The sequence below is a fragment of the Blautia pseudococcoides genome, assembly GCF_001689125.2.
GTDB lineage: Bacteria > Bacillota > Clostridia > Lachnospirales > Lachnospiraceae > Blautia > Blautia pseudococcoides.
The window spans coordinates 4,665,440-4,686,004 of the sequence record NZ_CP015405.2 but is presented as its reverse complement, the minus strand read 5'-3'; the positions used below and the strand labels follow the sequence as shown (position 1 = coordinate 4,686,004).

18 protein-coding genes are annotated in these 20,565 nt (G+C 37.1%); 11 read left to right on the top strand and 7 right to left on the bottom strand.

The features are described 5' to 3' along the window. Window positions 1-48: 48 nt before the first annotated feature. The 7 genes from A4V09_RS22055 to A4V09_RS22025 all read right to left on the bottom strand — a co-directional run bounded on the left by A4V09_RS22055 (window position 49) and on the right by A4V09_RS22025 (window position 9,759). Entirely contained in the window at window positions 49-1,527 is a 1,479-nt protein-coding gene (locus tag A4V09_RS22055) for a SpaA isopeptide-forming pilin-related protein (RefSeq protein ID WP_065544222.1), read from the bottom strand. Window positions 1,528-1,640: 113 nt separating this feature from the next. After that, entirely contained in the window at window positions 1,641-6,221 is a 4,581-nt protein-coding gene (locus A4V09_RS22050; protein WP_065544221.1) for a SpaA isopeptide-forming pilin-related protein, read from the bottom strand. Next, a complete protein-coding gene (locus A4V09_RS22045; protein ID WP_065544220.1) occupies window positions 6,211-6,420 on the bottom strand; it encodes a hypothetical protein in 210 nt (69 codons plus the stop codon). Before A4V09_RS22045 ends, A4V09_RS22050 begins: the two co-directional genes overlap by 11 nt. Window positions 6,421-6,633: 213 nt before the next feature. Beyond that, window positions 6,634-7,083: a hypothetical protein gene (locus A4V09_RS22040; protein ID WP_065544219.1), complete on the bottom strand. Its 450-nt coding sequence runs from the start codon at window positions 7,081-7,083 to the stop codon at window positions 6,634-6,636. A gap of 36 nt (window positions 7,084-7,119) precedes the next feature. After that, entirely contained in the window at window positions 7,120-8,382 is a 1,263-nt protein-coding gene (locus A4V09_RS22035; protein WP_084043728.1) for an AfsR/SARP family transcriptional regulator, read from the bottom strand. A 195-nt stretch (window positions 8,383-8,577) separates the two neighbouring features. Next, entirely contained in the window at window positions 8,578-9,372 is a 795-nt protein-coding gene (locus tag A4V09_RS22030) for a prepilin-type N-terminal cleavage/methylation domain-containing protein (RefSeq protein ID WP_065544218.1), read from the bottom strand. A 174-nt stretch (window positions 9,373-9,546) separates the two neighbouring features. Further along, window positions 9,547-9,759, bottom strand: a complete 213-nt coding sequence (locus A4V09_RS22025) for a hypothetical protein (RefSeq protein WP_065544217.1) — start codon at window positions 9,757-9,759, stop codon at window positions 9,547-9,549. A gap of 611 nt (window positions 9,760-10,370) precedes the next feature. Here A4V09_RS22025 and A4V09_RS22020 point away from each other — a divergent pair. The 11 genes from A4V09_RS22020 (at window position 10,371) to A4V09_RS21970 (ending at window position 20,563) form a co-directional block, all read left to right on the top strand. Continuing rightward, window positions 10,371-11,144 carry a LytR/AlgR family response regulator transcription factor gene (locus A4V09_RS22020; protein WP_084043727.1) on the top strand — a complete coding sequence of 258 codons (774 nt, stop codon included), beginning with the start codon at window positions 10,371-10,373 and terminating at the stop codon, window positions 11,142-11,144. Then, window positions 11,125-12,408 carry a sensor histidine kinase gene (locus tag A4V09_RS22015; RefSeq protein WP_065544216.1) on the top strand — a complete coding sequence of 428 codons (1,284 nt, stop codon included), beginning with the start codon at window positions 11,125-11,127 and terminating at the stop codon, window positions 12,406-12,408. The genes A4V09_RS22020 and A4V09_RS22015 overlap by 20 nt, the downstream gene beginning before the upstream one ends. Before the next feature lie 1,054 nt (window positions 12,409-13,462). Continuing rightward, the gene (locus A4V09_RS22010) at window positions 13,463-13,597 is read left to right on the top strand and encodes a cyclic lactone autoinducer peptide (protein WP_084043726.1); all 135 of its coding nucleotides are present in this window, start codon (window positions 13,463-13,465) and stop codon (window positions 13,595-13,597) included. Window positions 13,598-13,725: 128 nt separating this feature from the next. Then, entirely contained in the window at window positions 13,726-14,319 is a 594-nt protein-coding gene (locus A4V09_RS22005; RefSeq protein WP_065544215.1) for an accessory gene regulator B family protein, read from the top strand. Window positions 14,320-14,399: 80 nt separating this feature from the next. Beyond that, window positions 14,400-15,221, top strand: a complete 822-nt coding sequence (locus tag A4V09_RS22000) for a hypothetical protein (RefSeq protein ID WP_065544214.1) — start codon at window positions 14,400-14,402, stop codon at window positions 15,219-15,221. After that, entirely contained in the window at window positions 15,214-16,068 is an 855-nt protein-coding gene (locus A4V09_RS21995) for a hypothetical protein (protein ID WP_065544213.1), read from the top strand. The genes A4V09_RS22000 and A4V09_RS21995 overlap by 8 nt, the downstream gene beginning before the upstream one ends. 6 nt (window positions 16,069-16,074) lie before the next feature. Then, on the top strand, window positions 16,075-16,716 hold the full coding sequence (locus tag A4V09_RS21990) for an ABC transporter ATP-binding protein (RefSeq protein WP_065544212.1): 642 nt from the start codon (window positions 16,075-16,077) through the stop codon (window positions 16,714-16,716). A 21-nt stretch (window positions 16,717-16,737) separates the two neighbouring features. Beyond that, a complete protein-coding gene (locus A4V09_RS21985) occupies window positions 16,738-17,895 on the top strand; it encodes a hypothetical protein (RefSeq protein ID WP_157123544.1) in 1,158 nt (385 codons plus the stop codon). A gap of 86 nt (window positions 17,896-17,981) precedes the next feature. Continuing rightward, entirely contained in the window at window positions 17,982-18,416 is a 435-nt protein-coding gene (locus A4V09_RS21980; RefSeq protein ID WP_065544210.1) for a hypothetical protein, read from the top strand. A 668-nt stretch (window positions 18,417-19,084) separates the two neighbouring features. Beyond that, window positions 19,085-19,336 carry a TIGR03905 family TSCPD domain-containing protein gene (locus tag A4V09_RS21975; protein WP_065544209.1) on the top strand — a complete coding sequence of 84 codons (252 nt, stop codon included), beginning with the start codon at window positions 19,085-19,087 and terminating at the stop codon, window positions 19,334-19,336. Between the two features lie 96 nt (window positions 19,337-19,432). Next, the gene (locus A4V09_RS21970) at window positions 19,433-20,563 is read left to right on the top strand and encodes an SLC13 family permease (protein WP_065544208.1); all 1,131 of its coding nucleotides are present in this window, start codon (window positions 19,433-19,435) and stop codon (window positions 20,561-20,563) included. Window positions 20,564-20,565 lie beyond the last annotated feature (2 nt).

The following is a 20,565-nucleotide window of genomic DNA, read 5'->3' as shown; positions in this document are numbered from 1 at the left end:
TTGCTTGGATTTGTTGCTAATTATTATGAATACTAATTGTAGTTATAATTATTTTGCAGATTTTCTGCGGCTTGCGAAGAAGAGACCTGCTGCTACAATCATGATGAGGCATCCGCCGATGGTGAAGATTGTTGTACCGATCCCACCTGTTCCAGGAAGAGAGGAAAGCTTCGTATCTAACATTTGTGAGATACCTTCCACAGGTTTATCCAATTCAGCTGGTACATCTCCCCATGTTACTGTTACATCTGTTTCATTGATGCTATAGCCATCAGGAGCTTTAATTTCTTTGAATTTATATTCAACATCTTTTTCAAGACCGTTTACTGTGACTGTTCCATCATCCTTGGTTTCTAAAGGTGTTGCATCCTTTTCTACTGTAGTCCATCCCGTAAGCTTGTTTGTTGTTTTATCAACTGTCGCATAATTTACTACGCCATCTACTACTTTTGTCAATACAAATTCAGCTCCGGCAAGCAATATAGTTTCATCATTTGCATCCTTTTTTGTAAGAGTAACGGTACCGCTAACTAATTTATCATTATCGCTACCATAATCCCCTTTACCCTCGTTCTCACCTTTACCTGCATATACAGTATTATTAACTATCATATCTTTTACTATTGCAGTATAAGATAATTCAATATACATATTAGCATATGGGTTTCCTTCCAAAAGAGCATCTAAATCAAGTTCAAATGTCTGGTTATTATCTGCTGTTGTAGTAGGCACAACTTTATAAGTATTTGTATATTTTGACTGTTCTGAATCCTTAGTTTCTTTAATAACAACATTTACATCAAGTGCATTATCCTTCAACTCATATACTGCGCCTTTAATTTCATCAATAATTCTGTAATACTTATTAGAGTCTGTCTCAGGAACAAATGGTACTATAGAATTAACTTTATAGGTAACAGGTTTGTTAATCTCAACTACTTTATCTTCGTCATTATTCTCTTTTTCAACATGTGTTGTAGATTTCTTGGCATTGATTTCTTCTGCATTCAAAATGCCACTTGGTTTTCCGGTGACATAGTTAAATCCTACATATGCTGCCATGGGGCTGTATGTAATGCCCTCTCCTTCAAATCCTCTGATTACATAAACGCCTGCATTTTCAACAGGTATAGGATTAGTAGCGGTTGCAGTCTCATCTGTAATAGTAGCAAATACATTCTGTAACGCGGCAGCATATTTATGTGCAAAACCGTCAATTTCTTTAGCTTCTTTAGCGTTTGGGTTCTGTGCATGTATCATGCCTTTGATAATTTCTTGCTCATTATCTGTATTAAAGGCATTCGCTTGTGTAAAATATTGTGCATATCCATCTACAAACGCCCAACCAGTATCTGTAGAAGAGTCATCTTCAATTACCTGTACTGTTCCGAATCTTGCACCCTCCGCATTATTAATTTTGATTTCTGCATTGCCATCTGTTGCTTCTGCTGCAAATGTTGTTAATGTGGTTCCCAGAACCATGGCTAAGGCTAATAACATAGCTAAGACTTTTTTAATTTTACTCATATCTTTTCTCCTTTTCTTTTTAGGGGCATACTCAATTAAATTTTAATTTTTACTTTGCATTACCTTTCGCTCTTTCACGATACAGAGACCGCTGAAAAATGTTTTCATATTATTTAATTTTCCAGCACCTCCCTGCGTTTGTTTTTATATAAGATTAGGGCTGCTACCATCATTAGCAATGCACCGCCAATCGTATACCCGAAAATACCTCTACCGCCTGCACTAGGTAATTCATATAAAACAGAATTTTCAAAATAACAAGAAACCTTATTATCTTTCTCAATCATATTGCCTTGAACAACCCCTTCAGCATTTATCCAAGAACCATTCTGTCCAAGCGTAAGCTTCCATGTTTCCTTACTCAAAACATATCCAGTAGGTGCACATGTTTCTTTTAAAGTATAAGTACCCGGAATAATATCTTGTTCAGATACAGATGAATTGAACTTTTCATCAGAGTACCATATTACTTTACCACTTGCGTTAGACTTACCATAATATCTGCTTCCGCCACTATCACTCGGCACTAACTCAAATTCTGCTCCCTCTAAATAATAACTGGTGCTATTGGTACTGCGTTTTATTATTTCCCAAGACTTTCTTATATTTGATACTGTTTTTGTTATCACATAATAGATATCTGCTTCACCCGGTTTACTGTTCTCATCAACGATAATCGAAGGATCTTCAGGATTTAACTTTGTATAAGGCAATGTAACTTCAAAACTATTATTATTTTCATCTAATACATAGCCTTCCGGAGCCTTATTTTCAATTACCTTATATCTTCCATTTTCCAGATTATCGAATGCTGCCATACCATCGTCACCTGTGATCACTTTATACACCTGATCATCTTTCATAACAGGTTCAAATCTATTATGTTCCTCACTCCATCTTTGAAGTTCAAATTCTGCCCCTGCCAATACATTGGAATTTTCCGAATCAACCTTTTTTATGCGGAGAGTATTAGCTCTTTTCCTATTGGTGATATTTACCTGAGCATCTATCTTTCCGAGAAGTATGGTTCCATCCGCCCCATCTGCTGTTGGCTCTGCACATGTACCTTCTTCAATTACTTTTTCAGGATCAAAATAAGCATCTGTATCCAAATTTACTTCATCAACCTTAAAATTTGTCCCCGATAATATTCCAGTTACTACAACCGTATATCCTACCGGAACACCTGTCACGATTCCATCTTGTGACGTCTTACCACAAACCTTTGCCTCTTGTCCATTTGATACTAAATCATTTTTATCATTGAAATAGTAGTAATTCCCGCTCTTATCCATAAGATAATAGTCTCCATTAGCGTATGGTACAAGTTCACTATTCTGATTTGTTAATAATATCCGGAAACTAAAGGTATCTTTTGTAGTCTGGCCATCCGGCATGCCTTTTGTTATGCGAAGTTCACGACTATTATATGCAGAACAATTATTTTCACATACTACACGAGGCCGTTCAAGGACAGTAGCTTTATCCGTCTTGATATCTTGGATAACCCCTTGTATTTGTTCATCCTCATTATAAGCTTTATATTCTACACCATTGATAATTATTTGATCGTATTCTTTCGCACTGACTCCAACTTCAACAACATAATATTTACGGTCTACCTGAAGGTCTTTAAATTGTGCCACTTGACCGGGTTTGAGAATGAATACATCATTATATGATTCACCCCCAAATTCTCTTTCTGCAAATTCAACAGATTCTCCCGTGTTTTTATATACTGCACTATTTAATGTTTCATACTCGGTATCTGAATAAATCTTGTTGCCTTGAGTATCTTCACCCAACTCCTTTTGTGCCCATACCTGGAAAGCAAATTCAACATTTGCGTACTTCTCTTTATCAGTATTGGTAAGCTGTTTTTCAACTTCAATAGCATCTTTTGGTATAATAGGAAGGTTCATTTTCATATGTAAATTAGAAGCACCCGCTCCTCGTTCCATATAAAACATTTTAAAAGTATGAATGGAAAAATCCTTTAACGTATCACCATTAAAATACTGGTCTACTTTATCATCATCCCATTCGACTCCTTTAGAATCAGGTAACCGGTTTGCATCTTTGAACATTTGTTTTATTGTAGTTCTATATTCTTTAGGAGTACCATTCTTTACGCAATCTTTCCAGCATACAACTCCAGTAGAAAAATCAATATAACCGGAATGTGCATCATGAATACCACCAATATCTAATACCAGAACATCGTCAATATAAATCCATAAATCATCATCTCCATTAAACTCATATCTCATAGGAGATTTTGAATTATTATGTTCAGCCAAACCATTTCTTGGCTGAGAGAAAGTAGCTTCCATATACATTCCAAAATAGAAATCATTTGTTCCCTGAGTCAGATAAAGATCTTCTCCAAATCTCGGATCACCTTGTTTCAAACCATTTCCGTCTTCATCATATAAATTTTTATTCGAGGAGAGCTTCCCTGCCACAATAGAGTTATATGGCATGAAATTACCTCTTTTATAAAAATATTCATTGTCATTACTTGGAGTTCCTATTTGATCATATACTGTGAAATTTTTTGTATTTTGGTTTAAGTATGCATAATTTTCAAAACTACTGTATTCATAATACCCGGTTTCATCATAAATATCTTGACGAAATAAATGATTTACTTGTAGACCATTATCAAATAACGATTTTAAAGATGTATTATCCTTTGTTGTTCTCGGAAATCCCTGGTCAAGCACCGGTTTAAGTAGATTCTTTTTAATATTACCTGTCTTACCATTTTCTGTATAACTCCCACCTATGCTGCCACCTAATCCATTAGCAGGTGTAGGATAATTTATCATTCTCATGGTGATACCATCTTTAGTATGATCTAATGTTTCTTTTGTTGTTAATTTATTTCCTGTAGCTTCAGAGAGTTGATAAATAAAATAATATCTATCTCTTGAATCATATCCTCTCCATCCGCCGTTATTATCCCTCCATTGAACTTTCTTATCTTTGACCCTTAAACCTGTAACTCGGGATCCACCTGTTGTAGCACCGTTCCATATATTACTTGCATGATGAAAAGTATAAGTCTTCGTCCCTGTTTTATCTGTTATTTCATTAAATTTTTCTGGTTTGTTTGCAATTAAAAATGTCTCACCCTTTGATAAGGAAAAATTATAATACGTGGGATTGGATACATTAATCTCATTACCATTTGTGTCCACCAAAGTAATATTAACCTTATGATCTGTTTGCTTCCATGTTATTGTAAAAGCCGAAAAGCTTTCTGTCTCAAATTGTACCTTTTCGATTTTGTTATCTTCTGTAGTTTTTATTTCCTTGACTTGATCACTCTCGTTCATATCAACTACATTCTTAATTACACCCTTATCATTCTCCTCGAGATGTAAAACTGTAACCTCTGTACTATCTATTGATTCCTTTTCTATACTTTCCGGAATCATCTCCTTTTTATAGTCTATAGAAACCTTAACATTTCCTTCCGGCTCTACTTTATTTCCCAAAGCATCTATAAAGGTTATATCATACGCTAAAAAACCTGCGATATCATATGCATCCTTAACTGCCTTTTCCTGGATTTTCTGTTCGACTATGTTATAATATTCCTTAGTTTCCTTATTGTCTGGTCGAATTGGTACGACTTTTAAGGAAATTCCTTCTGGAATTGCATTTAGCGTATATGCATCCACATTAACAATTACATCATCATCTTCATAGGTTAATGTCTGCACAGGTTCCGGTGTTTCTTCTACATAACATCCATAGATTGTAGAAGTTCTACCTTCCATCTGAATCTTCTCTGCAACTCCATCTGCATTAACAGAAATCTCAGACAAATCATACTCATCAATATTCTCAACGCTCTGTCCTGCATTCTGAAGATTTTCAATCATCTCATTCTTCTGTATGATCTCAATGATCTCATCTTTGTCATCCTGCACTTCCGTGTCAGCCGGGTCCAGGTAGAAAACATTTGCTTTCTTTGTGTCTACTATACGAAGTCCGCTTCCCTCAAATGTAATGGTGATTTCTTTCTGAGGTTCTGTGACTTCTCCGTTTACTTTAAACTTAATATCATAAAGTATGTAGTCACCGAGAATATCATTTTTCGGAAGAGCTTTTGTCATCAATCCCTTTAAATGATTTTCTGTGTCTTCATCCAGATAATTTACTTCCATTGTGATTTCAGAAGCACTTGCCTGAAATGCGCCTTCCGGTAAGTTCGCAGTTACACGCTGTGCAACATTTCCGTTCTCGTCTATGAACTCTTGTTTTAATTCTGTTGCTTCAGATTCAGTTTCCTGCTCTGTAGTCTCATTACTTGCCTCTGTTCCCTGCTCAGGTGTCTCTTCCTGAGCTGTATTACCGCCAACCAGATCCGTCACACCAGATACGATGCTCTCGTCTCCGTTCGGTACATCAGCATTTTCCGGTGTATTTGTTTCTGTTGGTATCTCTTCCTTTGTCTCTGTGGCTTTATCCGGATCAGCAGATTCATCTGCAGGCCCCTGTTCTGTTCCGACTGCTTCATCTTCAACACTCGCTGCCGCAGGTTCCTGATTCGCAGCATTCTCTGGTGTGGAGGTTGTTTCCGCTGCCGCTCCACCATCTGCCATAGTAGATATGCCAGTACTGAGCATCAGGACCATGCAAAGTACAATTGCTAATATTCTTTTCTTCCCATTACTTTTCATGGCTTCCTCCTTCTACTATATTTTCTTCTATTCCGGTTATGGCTCCATCTATCAGTTTCAATAACTCCAAGGCGCTGCGAAAATATTGTTCCTGCTGTTCTTCAACCCACAGGACACTGCCCTGCCATGTGGCATTTTGACATTCATGAATTTTTATAATGAAAGTTCCTTTGTCTTTTTTTATTGTTTTGCCACTCACAACATTCTCGCCTCCTTTGGGTAAAGTTTTTTACATTTACTTGACTATGGTCTTATTGTACTTAAAGGAGCATTACGAAAAGCATTACATGCATTACTTTTTCAAAAGTTTTTATTGTCTTTATCTCTTGTGTAATGGTTCTGTGAAAATTCCGTTAAACAGCCTAAAAAACGCAAAAAAAACACCGCCGGCAACCCGGCGGCATATCCAATATCAAATATCATATTCTCTAAGAGCACTGTCTATGAGTTTTATCAGCTCCAGAGCGCTGTTGAAATGCTGCTTTAATTCTCTTTCACTCCAAATCACTTCACCCTGCCAGGTGGCATTCTGTCTGTACTGGACATAGATCACAAATGTAGCAACTTTCCCTTTCTGTTTCAGGATTTCATCCTGAGGCACCCGTTTCTGTAATTTCTGTAATGGTTCCTTTTCCTTTTTTACAAAGCTGCGGCTTTCTGTGGAAGCCTGGGGATAAGAGATTATATCATAAAGATTATCCATAAGACGCAGGAGCTGTACCACATTTTTGTAACGCCACGGCTCTTCCTCGTAACACTGGTAAAGGCGTCCCGAAAACTCCCCATGGTCGCTGGTATCCACACAAACGCTAATTAGGTTCGGGGCGGATACATTAATGTTTATATTGTCTTCTTTGTTCATAGTCCACACTCTCCCGTCATTCCCGGAATTTTTTTGTTAATCCCAATGGAATCCATTGCTTCTGAAACTGATCCTGGATTTGTCATTCTCTACATCAGCTATGGAGGAGACATAGTATTCCAGATGTTGTTCCCATGATTTATGTTCTCTGGCAAAATAGCGGGAAATACGGTCAAAGATCATTCCACAGTTTTCCTGGTTGGTTCCTACCAGAAGAATCAAAAACTGTGTGGGGCTATATTTTGTAAATGAATCTCCCCTGCGCAGACAATGTTTGATTGCATGATACAGTTCATCGGACATGGCTGTCAATTTATCTTTGTTTTCCATTGGACGACCTTTGCCATCCGTAATGGTACACAGCATGAGATACACAGATTGACCGCTCCGCTCAATGATCCGCCTTACAAGACGGTATCCATCCCGAAAACTTGGAAGATTACAGTAAAACGCACCGTCCTCCTCATCGTCTTCTTTCAATCCGCCTTTAATTTCATTGATTGCCTGAGGTTTATGGCTCATTTTAGCGCTCATTTCCTTGAACTGATTCATCATTTTTTCAGAAGGACTGATTCCCAATTCTTCAAAGAACAGCTTTGCTGTATCCTCGTAAATCTGGATTGCTTCTTTATACCTGTTCAAAGCCATAAGACAGTCTACCTGCACAGACTGCCATTCATCAAAGGGATAGAGTTCACTGGCAGTATCACATAATTTTAATACTGTCTCATATTCCCTCCGTTTAAACATATAATCGCAGATTTCTTCCAATGCATGGGTGTATTTCTTTTTATACTGCACGCTCTCCAGCAAAACCCAATCTTCCCCTGAAAGTCCCGGCAGGAATTCACCATGGTAAGCTTCACAGGCCTGGCGGAGATATTGTATTTTCTTTTCTTCGTCCGTTTCCGCTTCCCCTAATTCAATAAGGTGTGAGAACATAAGGGCATCCACCTCTGCCTCCATAGGCCCATTCCAGCGGTAGATTCCACTTTTAATCTGTATATAATCATACTCCGGAAGACCGGCATCTACAAGCATTTTCTTTAGCCGATGTGAAGTTACCCTTAAATTGTTGGATACATCTGCCAATTCTTCCCTTCCATACAGATTATCTAAAAGTTTTACCCTGGCAATTCCCTTTCCACCGCAGTGGAGTAGAATCTGGAGCAGCTTCATTGATTTGGTCGCTGTATTTCTGCGGAAGGATATGGGTCTGTCACCATATTCCATGGAGAAGCCTCCCAACATGTGCACTTTTAAAACCGGTAATTTTTCTTCTATCATACTCTCTCCCATTTATCTGCACGCCTCCGCTTGTTTTATAGCCCTAAAATATTTTGTTTTAATTTTATAATTTGTCTTATGGTTTGTCAATGGTATATACAGCAACAAAACTGCCATTCAGTTACAAAAATTGTATTTCATTTCCAAATAAATTCAAATTATTCTTATTTCATGTTTATGTAATGCATCTATGATTGTCCTGATCTCTTATTTGGAAATGTTTTCAAATTTGTTATCCTCAAGATATTTATCCAATGTATTTTCCCTAATATCCTTTAAGCTCGCTACATTGGTATCCTTCGGTTTCCCGTTTGTGTCAGTATTGGTGCTCTGATATATCTGTCCGTCGACATAAATAAGATAGCCTTCCCAATTTGACCAGGCATTTCCTGTATTAGTTGTTCCGTATAGTACCATCTTACCATCTGCTAAATAATATGGCTTCCAATATAAATCTTTATCCGCAAAGACAGTTTTATTTTTTATAGTGTCCGAAATTTTCAAAAATCCTTTTTCATCTGCCACTTTTTGAATAACGGCTTCCCTATTTGTAAATCCGGCACTACTTAATTCTTTATAATAACTGCCGCACATTGAAACATATCCTTTCACATTATCAACACAGGAACAAGAAAAGTCAACTTGCTGCTGTCCTGATTCCACAGTCAGTTCAACTGTATATTTTTCATTATATACAGGGCAAACCGTTATGTCTTCAGTACAGTATCCATTCTTGACCATATAGTCCAATATATCATCGCCCAACAGTACGTGAACTTCCCCTATTTGATCACAAAGCGCAATTTCCGGCACATCTGTTCCCATAATCTGAAACTGTGTCTCCAGCTCATGCCTTTGATTCGCACACTTTGCTATCTTTGACTTCTGTACATAATGGGTTATAGAAGGCACAGCTAATGCGGCAAGTATTAAAATTATTACAATCACAACAATTAATTCTACCAGTGTAAAACCCCGATTATCACTTTTCTTCCGCGCCATGTCCTGTTTTACCTTTCTTTATATTCATGTACGGTACATAAATTTATTCTGTTTCCATCATATTACTAATGTTGGATATATGTCAATGGGTATGTCTCTGTATAGCGCACAAAAAGGACATTTTATGCTTAAAATGCCCTTTTCATGCTTTCTTAATTTTTTATTAAGCCCCTGTTATGAGTTTACATAACTTTTGTAATTGCTGCGCCCGGTTACCTGAATGCGCACCACATCCTCTGAAGCAAGAACAGACACCCCGCCTTCCGTCTGTTCTGCCCTCTCCAGAAGGTCTCTAACCTTTTCTCCCCAGGCATCCCCTAACGCAAACCCACACAAAAGCAGACTCGCGAGATGGGAAAAGCCCTCATACATATCTGTTTCTTCCATATATAATGTATGCGGATCAACCGCTCCCTGCAGACACTTCTTCCGCAGGAAAATTTCAGCATATCCTCAGGGCCGCCTATCCGTTGCATCATATCTTCACAGCTTACAGCAATAAGACAACACAACTACCCCGGAGGGCTCCATATTTACAGAGATATCTTACAGAACATAATGTGAGGCCTATCTGGTAAAAGTACCCAGTGCCGTATCCTGTAAACAGACGGATAAGTTAGTTTGGACATACTGTGGTAATTCAGGTCCTTGCCTCACAGGGAGAAGCAGGCAGGTCAATATTAACTTGTTTTACCAGTAAACAGTATACTGTAATATAAGGACAAAATCTTGCTAGAGCGCTCCGACACAGAAAACCACCACCAGCTCTTGGTGACAAGCCACATTATTTCGGCTGTTAGAACCTCCGTGGTCGCAGCAGCAGTGGCAGGCACTAGAGCTTCGCTTCATGAGATTGTGAAGCAGAAGTACTCTTTTGCGCAGCGGGTGGAAAGGCGCCTGGAAGAAAGATGGGCGGAAGTCAGCTATTTTCATGACAAAGGTAGCTGAAGTATTGAGGAGAAAAGAAAAAAATCTAAAGGGTGAGAGGAGAAACTTGCATGAATATAGATAATAAGATATCATATATGGCGACGGAGGAGTTTTTGATGAATATAGTAATTTGTGATGATGAAAAAAGTATTTGTGCAGAACTAGAAAATATTATTAAAAGTTATGCTTCGGAACGCAAGGTTAAAATCCAAACAGATGTTTTTTTGGGTGGGGATACACTGACCAAATATCTATGCAGAGAAGAAGGTCCAGATATTATTTTTTTAGATATAGAAATACCAGGCTATAATGGTGTTGTGGTTGGCGACTATATACGAAGGGTATTGGAAAATGAGCAGATATTTATCATATACATATCGTCAAAAGAGCAATATGCATTACAGCTTTTCCAAAATAGACCATTTGATTTTCTGGTTAAACCGCTGCAGAAGAAGAAAATTTTTGCCATACTTGATAGCATTTATCGGATTGTAGGAAAAAGCAATTTTGATTTTGAGTATCAAAATAATGGGGTTAAATATAGGATTCCTTATAGAGATATTTTGTATTTTCAAAGTGAGGGCAGGAAAATAAATATTGTAACTAAACAGAAAACAAAGACTTTTTATGGAAAATTGTCAGAGGTTGAAAACAAAGTCCCAGAATATTTATTTTTGAATATCCATAAATCTTATTTAGTTAATTTTAATTATGTAAAAGAATATACATATGAATGGATAAGAATGTTAAACGATGATATTTTGAGTATTAGTAAAATGAATAGAGCAACTATACGTAGAAAAATAATGGAGAGAGAAGCAGATGGATTTAGTAATGGCTAACATGTTGCTTGGGGTACTGGCAAATGCAGTGCGGTTTTACGCGATAAAACGATTTATAACTCTTTTTTTTGTTAACGATAAGTGCCGCTGGAACCATACCTGGATATTGTATGTGGTTGCCTGCTGTTATACTAGTTTAATCTATGAACTATTTAAATCTCCAGCATGGAATGTTCTAGCAAATTTATCGGGGCTTTTTTTGGTGACGTTCCCATACAAAGTAAAGGCGTTAAAGAAATTTTTTCTTATTTTAATAATTTATATTGTAAATATTGCTGTTGATGGTATTGTAGTTTTTTCATTTACAAAATATGTACTTGGTGAACCTTTTAATCAGGTTTACGGATGCGTTACGAGCCTTATAATATTATTGATCTCAATTGTTCTGGAAAAAACAGTTTTACCGGAAAAAGACATTCAGTTACCTGCGTTTTACGGAGTCATACTGGGAATCGTGCCAGTTGTAAGCATATTATGTATTTATAGTCTCACGGTAATAGAAATAGAACAGGAGCAAGTAAGGATTATTGTCTCTTCTTTTTCTTCTTGGATATTATTGGTGAATATAGTGATATTTTACTTATACAATGCGCTCAAACAATTTTATTCTGAAAAAATTGAAAAGAAAATGTTTGAACAAATGGTGGAAGTATATTCGTATCAACTTGATATAGTACAGGAATCGCAGGAACGGGTAAATGCTTTGCGGCATGATATGAAGCACCATATTATTGAATTATCATCTATGATAAAAAAGGAAGATTATCCTGAAGTAATAAGATACTTAAAAAATATGGAAAAATTTATGTTAAATCCAAAAGAACATGCAACAACAGGAAATAAAGCATTTGATGGTGTATTAAATTACTTGCTACAAGATGTAGAAGAGAGTCTTGATTGTGTGAATATAAAAATAAGTATTCCAGAAAAAAATCACTGGACGGATTTTAGTATTTGTGTTATTTTAGGAAATTTAATTGACAACGCTGTTCGAGAAGCATCTAAGTCAGAGGAAAAATTCCTGGAGATAAACGTTCAATCAAAAAAAGGGATTATATTGATATATATAGAGAACAGTTATACTGGGGAGATTGTGGAACAAGAAAATAAGTTTAAGACCTCACAAAAGATGATTGCGGTTCATGGTATTGGACTTGAGAATGTAAAAAAAATGGTGGAAGCAAACGGGGGAGAAATTAGTATAAATTATGAAAATAACAGGTTTAAAGTGGAAGTACTTTTGTATTTATCAAATATAAAATAATAGATTCGCTGAGCATTCCATTCATATCTAGCAAAATACTATTTGAAGTTGATTCTTTAGCTGATTATAGGCAAGTTTGGCATACTTCTATAATAAGAGCTTCATTCTTCATTTTCTCCTCGGACTAAATTATTATGTGTGTGGGCAAATCCCTATTTTGGATTTATAATTAAAAAAGAAGACATCACTGTGGTATTCGGGTTTTTACAAAGGCCTGATTCCATACAGGATGTCTTCTCCTTTCTGCAGCTCCTATTTTTATAAGTAAAATCTTATGCTTGTTTTTAAATCCCTTTTCTTGAATTTGTTTCCTGTATGGCTTATTCATCGTATCTTTCAATCTCCTGTTAAAGGAAAAGGTGGTATTTATTGATATTCCGCCTTATCGTCCCTCTGTCTGAGAAGTCTCTATACCATACATCTCTATGGTCTTGATATAGCCCCTTGCCCTTTACTATTCGTCCGGATGTGGCGCACAGCTCCCTCCCATCGTGGCAGATATAGAAATGTCCATTCTTAAAAGTTCGACAGGTCATGTTGTAATGTTTCCAGATATCTTCCAGATGGATCCGGGTTATTCGTCTCATAACTGGCTGAATATTCCACCCATAGTGTACCACCAATCTGCGCATGGATACCGCCTGTCCACGGCAGCAGTACCGGTCCGCTGACAACTTAATCCACGGCAACCGTACCGACAATCCATATATGTCAAAGGCCTCTGTCAGCGAAGTATGCAAGATCGCTGATGAAAAGAAGATTTCACTTACCTAAAAGTTTCCCTGTGTTTCCTTAATCGAGATTAGGGTATTATAGTCCGTGCAATCATTGTACACATAGGTTAGGCTGACTATTCTCACATGGTAGTCTTGTAGCAAGCATGTACATGCAAAAATTATGAACCAGGGGCGATCAGGAGTCAGCGCAAATTTGATAGAGAGTTTTGAATGATAGTGTCATATTTTGGCAGAATAGTGGGCGAATTTTTACAGAGGAAAGTTTAAGAAAAAATGATGTGATATTATATAATCAACAGTTTAAGGAGGTAACGTATATGAATAGGAAAGTGTCTAAAACAATTGGTTATTTAGTAAGAAAGGTAGCAGAAAGAGATGCCAACACCAGCTGCCCATTTTGGGGATATCAGCCGAAACTACCGGAAGCAGTAAGGAAACTCAAGAAAAGCTAATTAAGAAGTTAAGAAGGTAACCGTTAAACTATCTATCTTTTATTAAGGGATGGTTTGACGGTTACAAAAATAAAGTTTGAAAAATAAGAAACTGTCTGACCTAGCTAATAAGGAAAAGAGTTAAGTTAATGAAGGAAAGAATTGAAAAATTTTCAAATCATTTAATATCACAAATTAGTACGAGTAAAGAAGATCGTGAAGTATTAGAATATGGATTACATCAAAGCTTGATAATTTTATTAAATTTGTTATCCGTATTGATTTGTGGTTTTTTCTGGAAGTTATTATTGTTTGGTTTGTTACTTTTTCTTACACTGTTTTTTCTTCGACCATATGCCGGAGGATTTCATGCGGACACAGAAATCAGATGCTATATGGTGTCTATTGGGATTATAAATTTAGCAATGGCCGGAGTAAAGTTTATAAATATGTCGAATAGTATAATGATTATCTTATATATGAGTTCATTTTTAATTATTTGGAAAAATGCACCAGTAGTTAATTCTATTAATCCCTTGGAAAATATTGAAATATTGAAATATTCCCAGAAAGCGAAGCGGATTATAATAGGATATAGCTTGATTGCTGGATTTGGAATATATTTGCAAAATAGTACAATATATGAGCCTATTTTTTATGGAATATTAATAGCAGCACTATCTGATTTAATAGGTAAATATAAATATAGAGAGAATACTGCTCATAAAAATATTTTGGTTTGAATAGAGCATACTACAGCTTTTAATGACTTTCATCCTATTTCGTTGACAAAAGGACAGAAGGGCAAGGTGGATAATTTTCAATGATACTATTTTTTAAAGTTTTATGTTCTGATTTTAAGCGGATGTTTTCATCTTGGAAATTTTATGCAGCTATACTGGGGATAGTCAGTGTTACTTTTATAAGTATCTGGCCCGAAGTTACGGCATCGGGATATGCGTGCTCTGTATATTATTTGGTAAGTGCCCGTGGCGGACTAGGAGCATTTTTGACAGTGTTTACTGTACTTATCGTTTTACCTTATAGCCTGAGTTATTGGGAAGATTTACAAAATAATTATGTGTATTACTTGAAGTGTAGGATTGGAATAACCCAATATTGCTGGTCCCATACTTTAACAGCAGCTATAGGAGCATTTTTGACAGTATTTTTAGGATATATAATATGTTTTGGGCTTATGGCAATTAAACTTCCCATTATTCTGCCTACCGAATTAGAAACTTTACAGTTATACATGGGAAAGGATATTTTAAGTGGCTATGATCCTCTAATTCTTCAACACTTTAAAAGTTTATATTTTTTGGCTGTATTTTCAACTGAGGCAATGGGCTATTCGTTTCTGGCAGTATTTGCGCTGGTTATCTCTGCAAAGATAGAAAATGTGTTTCTATTATTTAGTATGCCAGTTATATTTTATAACGGAAGCGTTCTGTTGTGTAATGTTTTGGGTCTTCCAGGGATATGCAGATGGTATTATATTATGAAGACAGGAGGCTATTTTTCCAGGATCTTTACTGACATTGGCAAACTTATGATTTGTGTATTTTTATATTTTGCCAGCCTTATTTGTCTTGAGTGTATTCTTTTTATTTTCTGGTTAAAGAAAAGGAGACTACATGGATAAATTGAGAAAAGTTTTGCGTGTATGCATGGTGGGGTTTAGAAAAATTTTAATTTCACCAAGATTTTATCTGGCATTTCTATGGGTATACTTTTCATTTGCTCCTGACATCGGAGCAATCAGGAGTTTTTGTGGTTCGGTTGGAAAGAATTGTTCACCATGGATTTTTGCCTTGCTTACTGAAAATTCGAGTAATCAATTATTTATTATTTTGGGTGCACTGTTTCTGTTTTGTGATGCTCCGTTTCTTCATGCAAATAGTAGTTGGCAAATTCTGAGAGCTGGAAGGAGTAACTGGTTTTTGGGAAACATGTTATATATTTGGTTACTTTCATTTTTATATTCAGTGGGAGTGGGTATTTTGCCAATAGTTTCAATACTTCCTATGCTGGAATGGGATACCGGTTGGGGAAAGATATTAGGAAGTTTGGCACAAACAAGTGCAGCAAGTCAGTTTGGAATGGAGCAATTTAATTATGCGATTATTGTTCAACATAGTCCAATGGATGCAATGGCTTTGACTATTATATCGGTTTGGTTGAATGTAGTGCTGATCGGTGTATGTAATTATGTTTTTAATTTTTATCTGAAGAAGGGAACAGGCAGTGTCGTAAGCGTGGTCCTTGGACTTTCGCCCTTATTGATTGTACGGCTGGCAAAATTTAGCACAGGGTATTACTTTTCGCCACCTCTCTGGATGAGCCTTGCAAACTATAAATGGAAAGAATATGGATATGGGGTCTCTTTTGGTTATGCTTATGGTGTTTTGATTGGTTTGATCCTACTTTGTATGATATTTTCGTGGAAAGGTATCTGTAAAAAAGATTTGAATTTTTCAGATGAGGTCTAAAATAGTATGGAAAATATGATTGAGATAAGAAGTATAACAAAGAAGTTTCAAGAGTATAAAGCTTTGGATGATGTATCATTAACTTTTGAGAAAGGAAAAATCCATGGTGTGATAGGGCGAAACGGAAGCGGAAAAACGGTATTGTTTAAGTGTATCTGTGGATTTTTGAAAGTTGATATAGGGGAAATTTTTATTGAAGGAAAAAAACTTGGGAAGGATATCGAAGCTCCTTCCGATGTAGGAGTAATCATTGAAAATCCTGGATTTTTACCGGGATATAATGGATATCAGAATCTTAATTTTCTGGGAGGTATCAAGAAAAAAATATCCAGACAAGACATAATGGATGTTATGGAAAGGGTAGGATTAGATGGCAAGAGTAAAAAACATGTAGGAAAATATTCTCTGGGAATGAAGCAACGTTTGGGAATAGCACAAGCGATTATGGAGGAACCCTCTCTTCTGATTTTGGATGAACCAATGAATGGACTGGATAATCAAGGGGTACAAGATGTCAGAACACTTTTAACAGAGCTAAAAAAAGAGGGAAAAACCATTTTACTAGCTAGTCATAATAAGGAAGATATATCTGTTTTGTGCGATACAGTTGTTGAATTTGATAAGGGGAAGATTGTCGAAAAAATATAATTAGATGGGGTGATGAGACTTGTGAAATATGTAAGGTACTTTCTAAATATGTTAGTTGTGTGCGTTGTTTTGACGGGTTGTCAAAAAACAAACGATGAAAAGGAAACAAAATTGATAGATGATGTTCGGGATAAGAAAGAAACTATGATTGTTGAAAATGGAGAGGATTTGCAAGATGGAGATAAGATTAATTTTTCATTGACAGAAGGAGTAAAATTTGATGCGATTGTTGAAATGCCGGACATAAATTTGGATACGATTAGTTTGTTTCATGTTATTGCACAAAAGTATGATGGACAGAAATTAATACCATCCTTGCTTGGAAATATGCCGGAAAATGTGAAGGTTGAAAATAGGGGCAAAGCTGGTTATGGATACAGTTTCCAGGGTAATCTAGGGAGTAATTGGATGAACATGGATGGTCTGGTAATGGCAGATGAAGACGCTTATATAGAAACAGATCATTGGAATGAGATTTCTGCCTTTTTTCCTGTTAGTTACATAGGAACTGAAATTCAGGTTGTGATTGACGGTGAGAAAAACAATCAAGAATTTTCTTTTGCTACTTTAGGAGAATCTACAGATAAGGCTAGACAGTATGTAAATGAAATATCTGGATTTGAAGATGTTCAAATGTATCAGGCTTATGCTTTTAATTGGCAGCAGATGAGTAAAATGCAGGAGGAATATATTAATGCTCCGGAAAATGAACAGGCAAAACCAGAGGGGGAATCTATGAGAGACTGGAGCGATGGGGACAATTGCTATTGGATTTTTTTTGAACAGACCATAGATGGGATTCCTGTATTAAATCGTTCCATCACTCGACAGGATGATTTATATATACCATATAGTATGACAGAGGTTGGATATACTCAGAATGGAATAGAGTACATTCGATTTGGAAGGCGTTATGAGATTTTAGATAAGCAGACGGTGAAATTAGTAAGTCTGCAGGAAATTTATGAAACACTACAAAAAAAGTTTGAAATGGCTTTTGTAGAAGACATTACAATCGATCAGATGAAACTAATCTATTACCCTCTACCCACAAAGAAAAATAAAGAGGAACGGTGGGTGTGTGATATGATTCCTGTGTGGCAGTTCCGTATTCAGGAAAAGGAGTATACGGATTATATTTACATTAATGCTATAGATAATATTGAAATTGTAGGCTAGATAGGGTTTCTTATTTATTTGTTTATTATTTTGCATTGCATGAAAGGTAAAAAAAGTAAAAGTTTAAAAAAGGAGGCAGGTAGAAGATGAAAAAAATTTTTAAAGTTTTATGTGCAACTATGGCTGTTACAATGTTATCTTCCGTTTGTGTAATGGCTGGCAATGTAAATAGTACATTCTATTTTACAACCAATGGGCAGAAGGTTGACACTTCTTCAGCAGCAAAAAAATCAAATGATGGAGATTACAATGCATATGTTACCACTTTAGCAACAAGTAACACTGGACAAACTAGTACGCTCTTTAAAAAGGGTGGAACACTTTATGCAAGAACAAGATTAGACTCAAATCGCGATGGTGTGTATTCACCGCTGTTTACTTTTTCAAGTAATAATGCTCAGCATAAGGCATACGGTTCAGGCATGACATACTTTGGCTCTTACTACATTTTGAGGGCTGAAACTGATTATGCTAATTATTCAGGCGGAAAACTTATTCAGGCAACTAGATGGTGCCCGTAAGTTTTAAAATTAGTAAAATTAAAAATTTAGTTTATAACTGTCTTTACCTTTCAATGCAATGCATATAATAACTTGAGCATTGTATGCTCTAGTGCTTTTTAAAAGATTTTAACATGAAATATAGAATGGTCTGAAGTGAATTTTTACTTCAGGCCATTTTACAGATTACACTTATTTTCGTCTATTTGACATACAATCCCAAAAACACTTGCCATTTGCATCACCTCCGGATTCTTATAGTTTTTAAGTGTTTGGAAATAAGCGGCGATATGCATCAATGCAGACAGAAGCTGCACTGTAAAAGAATTTACCTCCAGCGGTCCTGTTTTCCGCTGTTATTACAGATTACATGATATATAAATGAAAGCATTTAAGTTTATATAACCTTTTTCTGTTATTTTAAGAAATAATGTGACATCAAAACCTGCTGCAGACTGAATGAATAACCGGCCGCCGCAGGCTTTATACCATTTTTTACTTTCCTGTATAACCGTGAACTGCTTTCCTCTCTATAGACAGAAAAAAGCACAAAACAGCGGTGATTATTAGCAGCGTGTTTTGTAAAATGCAAGCATAGAATCCCTGCCTCCCCGTAAAATCCCTATTTTCTTTTCCCCGCATATCTGCTATAATTATCCGCAGGATAATACGAAACGGAGGATATGATTATGACTGTATATAAGACTAAAGGTGTCTGTTCGCGTTCCATCGAGATTGAACTGGATGGGGATACGATCTCATCTGTAAAATTCAATGGGGGATGCAATGGCAATACGAAAGGGATTGCCAGCCTGGTAAAAGGCATGAAGGTTGATGAAGTCATTGAGCGCCTGAAAGGGACAGACTGCGGCGGACGTGGTACATCCTGTCCGGATCAGCTTGCGCTGGCGCTGGAGTCCATCAAAGCGCAGAATGCCTGAGACTGAAAAAATATATGAAATCTAAAAGCCGCATCCTGTGGAAGACCATACCGATGGCCTGCTGCGGGAGACGGCTTTCTTATGAGGTGGATGACTATGAGGTCCTTACTGTATAAAACACTCCGGGAGGAGACTGTTTTCTGCATCTCGCTCCTTTTCGCCCTGCTTTCCATGCTGGCTGTAAAGCCTGATGCGGAATATGCGGGCTATATAGACCTGCGCACTCTGTGCCTCCTGTTTTGTCTCATGGCTGTGACGGCAGGTTTTCAGAAATGCGGTATTTTCCGTATACTGGCCGAAAAACTCCTGGGTGCCCAGAACCATATGCGCGGGCTTGCTCTCGCCCTGGTACTGCTGCCGTTTTTCTGCTCCATGGTGATCACAAATGACGTGGCGCTCCTTACCTTTGTTCCCTTCACCATCCTGGTACTACATATTATTAAACAGGACAGACATACCGCGCCGATCATTGTGCTGCAGACCATAGCTGCCAATCTTGGAAGCATGGCTACTCCCCCCGGAAATCCCCAGAACCTTTTTCTCTGTTCCAGATATGGGCTGGGAATGGGAGAATTTTTTCTCACCATGCTGCCCTTCACTGCTATTAGCCTTATTCTGCTTCTTTTTTGTATCCGGTTCGTGCGTCAGGAACCTGTGAGGGTGTACTTTAAGGAGTCTTCCCCTCTGGAGCATCCACGGCTTCTGGCTGTTTTTACAGTCCTTTTTCTTTTGTGCCTGCTGACTATCTTCCATGTTCTACCCTATCAGGCATTGACCTTGTGTGTTATTGTATGTCTTATACTTCTTTCCAGGGACATCTTTTGGAACGTAGACTATTTTCTTCTGGCAACTTTTGTATGCTTTTTCGTCTTTTCCGGAAATCTGGGCAGAATGGAAACCATGCGCTCCTTTCTGTCCGCGTGTATGACAAAAAACGGCATGCTGACTTCTGTGCTCTCCAGCCAGATCATCAGTAATGTCCCCGCTGCTGTGCTTCTGTCTTCTTTTACGGAGAATTGGAAGGCCCTTTTGGTGGGCACCAATCTGGGCGGTCTGGGAACTCCCATCGCCTCTCTGGCAAGCCTGATCTCCATGAAATTTTATCTCAAGACCGAGGAGGGGGATTTTCGTTCCTATCTGCTGCTTTTTCTGGCCTTGAACGCAGTCGGACTTGTAATCCTCCTTACAGCCGCATACATACTTTCAGCCGCCGGTTTTCTTTTTTGAAA

Coding starts and splice junctions, on each gene's coding strand:
- A4V09_RS22025 (WP_065544217.1), bottom strand. CDS start 9,759: ATGGAAGAAACAGATATGTATGAGGGCTTTTCCCATCTCGCGAGTCTG.
- A4V09_RS22020 (WP_084043727.1), top strand. CDS start 10,371: ATGAATATAGATAATAAGATATCATATATGGCGACGGAGGAGTTTTTG.
- A4V09_RS22040 (WP_065544219.1), bottom strand. CDS start 7,083: ATGAACAAAGAAGACAATATAAACATTAATGTATCCGCCCCGAACCTA.
- A4V09_RS21975 (WP_065544209.1), top strand. CDS start 19,085: ATGACTGTATATAAGACTAAAGGTGTCTGTTCGCGTTCCATCGAGATT.
- A4V09_RS22055 (WP_065544222.1), bottom strand. CDS start 1,527: ATGAGTAAAATTAAAAAAGTCTTAGCTATGTTATTAGCCTTAGCCATG.
- A4V09_RS21980 (WP_065544210.1), top strand. CDS start 17,982: ATGAAAAAAATTTTTAAAGTTTTATGTGCAACTATGGCTGTTACAATG.
- A4V09_RS22005 (WP_065544215.1), top strand. CDS start 13,726: ATGAAGGAAAGAATTGAAAAATTTTCAAATCATTTAATATCACAAATT.
- A4V09_RS22015 (WP_065544216.1), top strand. CDS start 11,125: ATGGATTTAGTAATGGCTAACATGTTGCTTGGGGTACTGGCAAATGCA.
- A4V09_RS22050 (WP_065544221.1), bottom strand. CDS start 6,221: ATGAAAAGTAATGGGAAGAAAAGAATATTAGCAATTGTACTTTGCATG.
- A4V09_RS22035 (WP_084043728.1), bottom strand. CDS start 8,382: ATGGGAGAGAGTATGATAGAAGAAAAATTACCGGTTTTAAAAGTGCAC.
- A4V09_RS21990 (WP_065544212.1), top strand. CDS start 16,075: ATGGAAAATATGATTGAGATAAGAAGTATAACAAAGAAGTTTCAAGAG.
- A4V09_RS21970 (WP_065544208.1), top strand. CDS start 19,433: ATGAGGTCCTTACTGTATAAAACACTCCGGGAGGAGACTGTTTTCTGC.
- A4V09_RS22030 (WP_065544218.1), bottom strand. CDS start 9,372: ATGGCGCGGAAGAAAAGTGATAATCGGGGTTTTACACTGGTAGAATTA.
- A4V09_RS21995 (WP_065544213.1), top strand. CDS start 15,214: ATGGATAAATTGAGAAAAGTTTTGCGTGTATGCATGGTGGGGTTTAGA.
- A4V09_RS22000 (WP_065544214.1), top strand. CDS start 14,400: ATGATACTATTTTTTAAAGTTTTATGTTCTGATTTTAAGCGGATGTTT.
- A4V09_RS22010 (WP_084043726.1), top strand. CDS start 13,463: ATGAATAGGAAAGTGTCTAAAACAATTGGTTATTTAGTAAGAAAGGTA.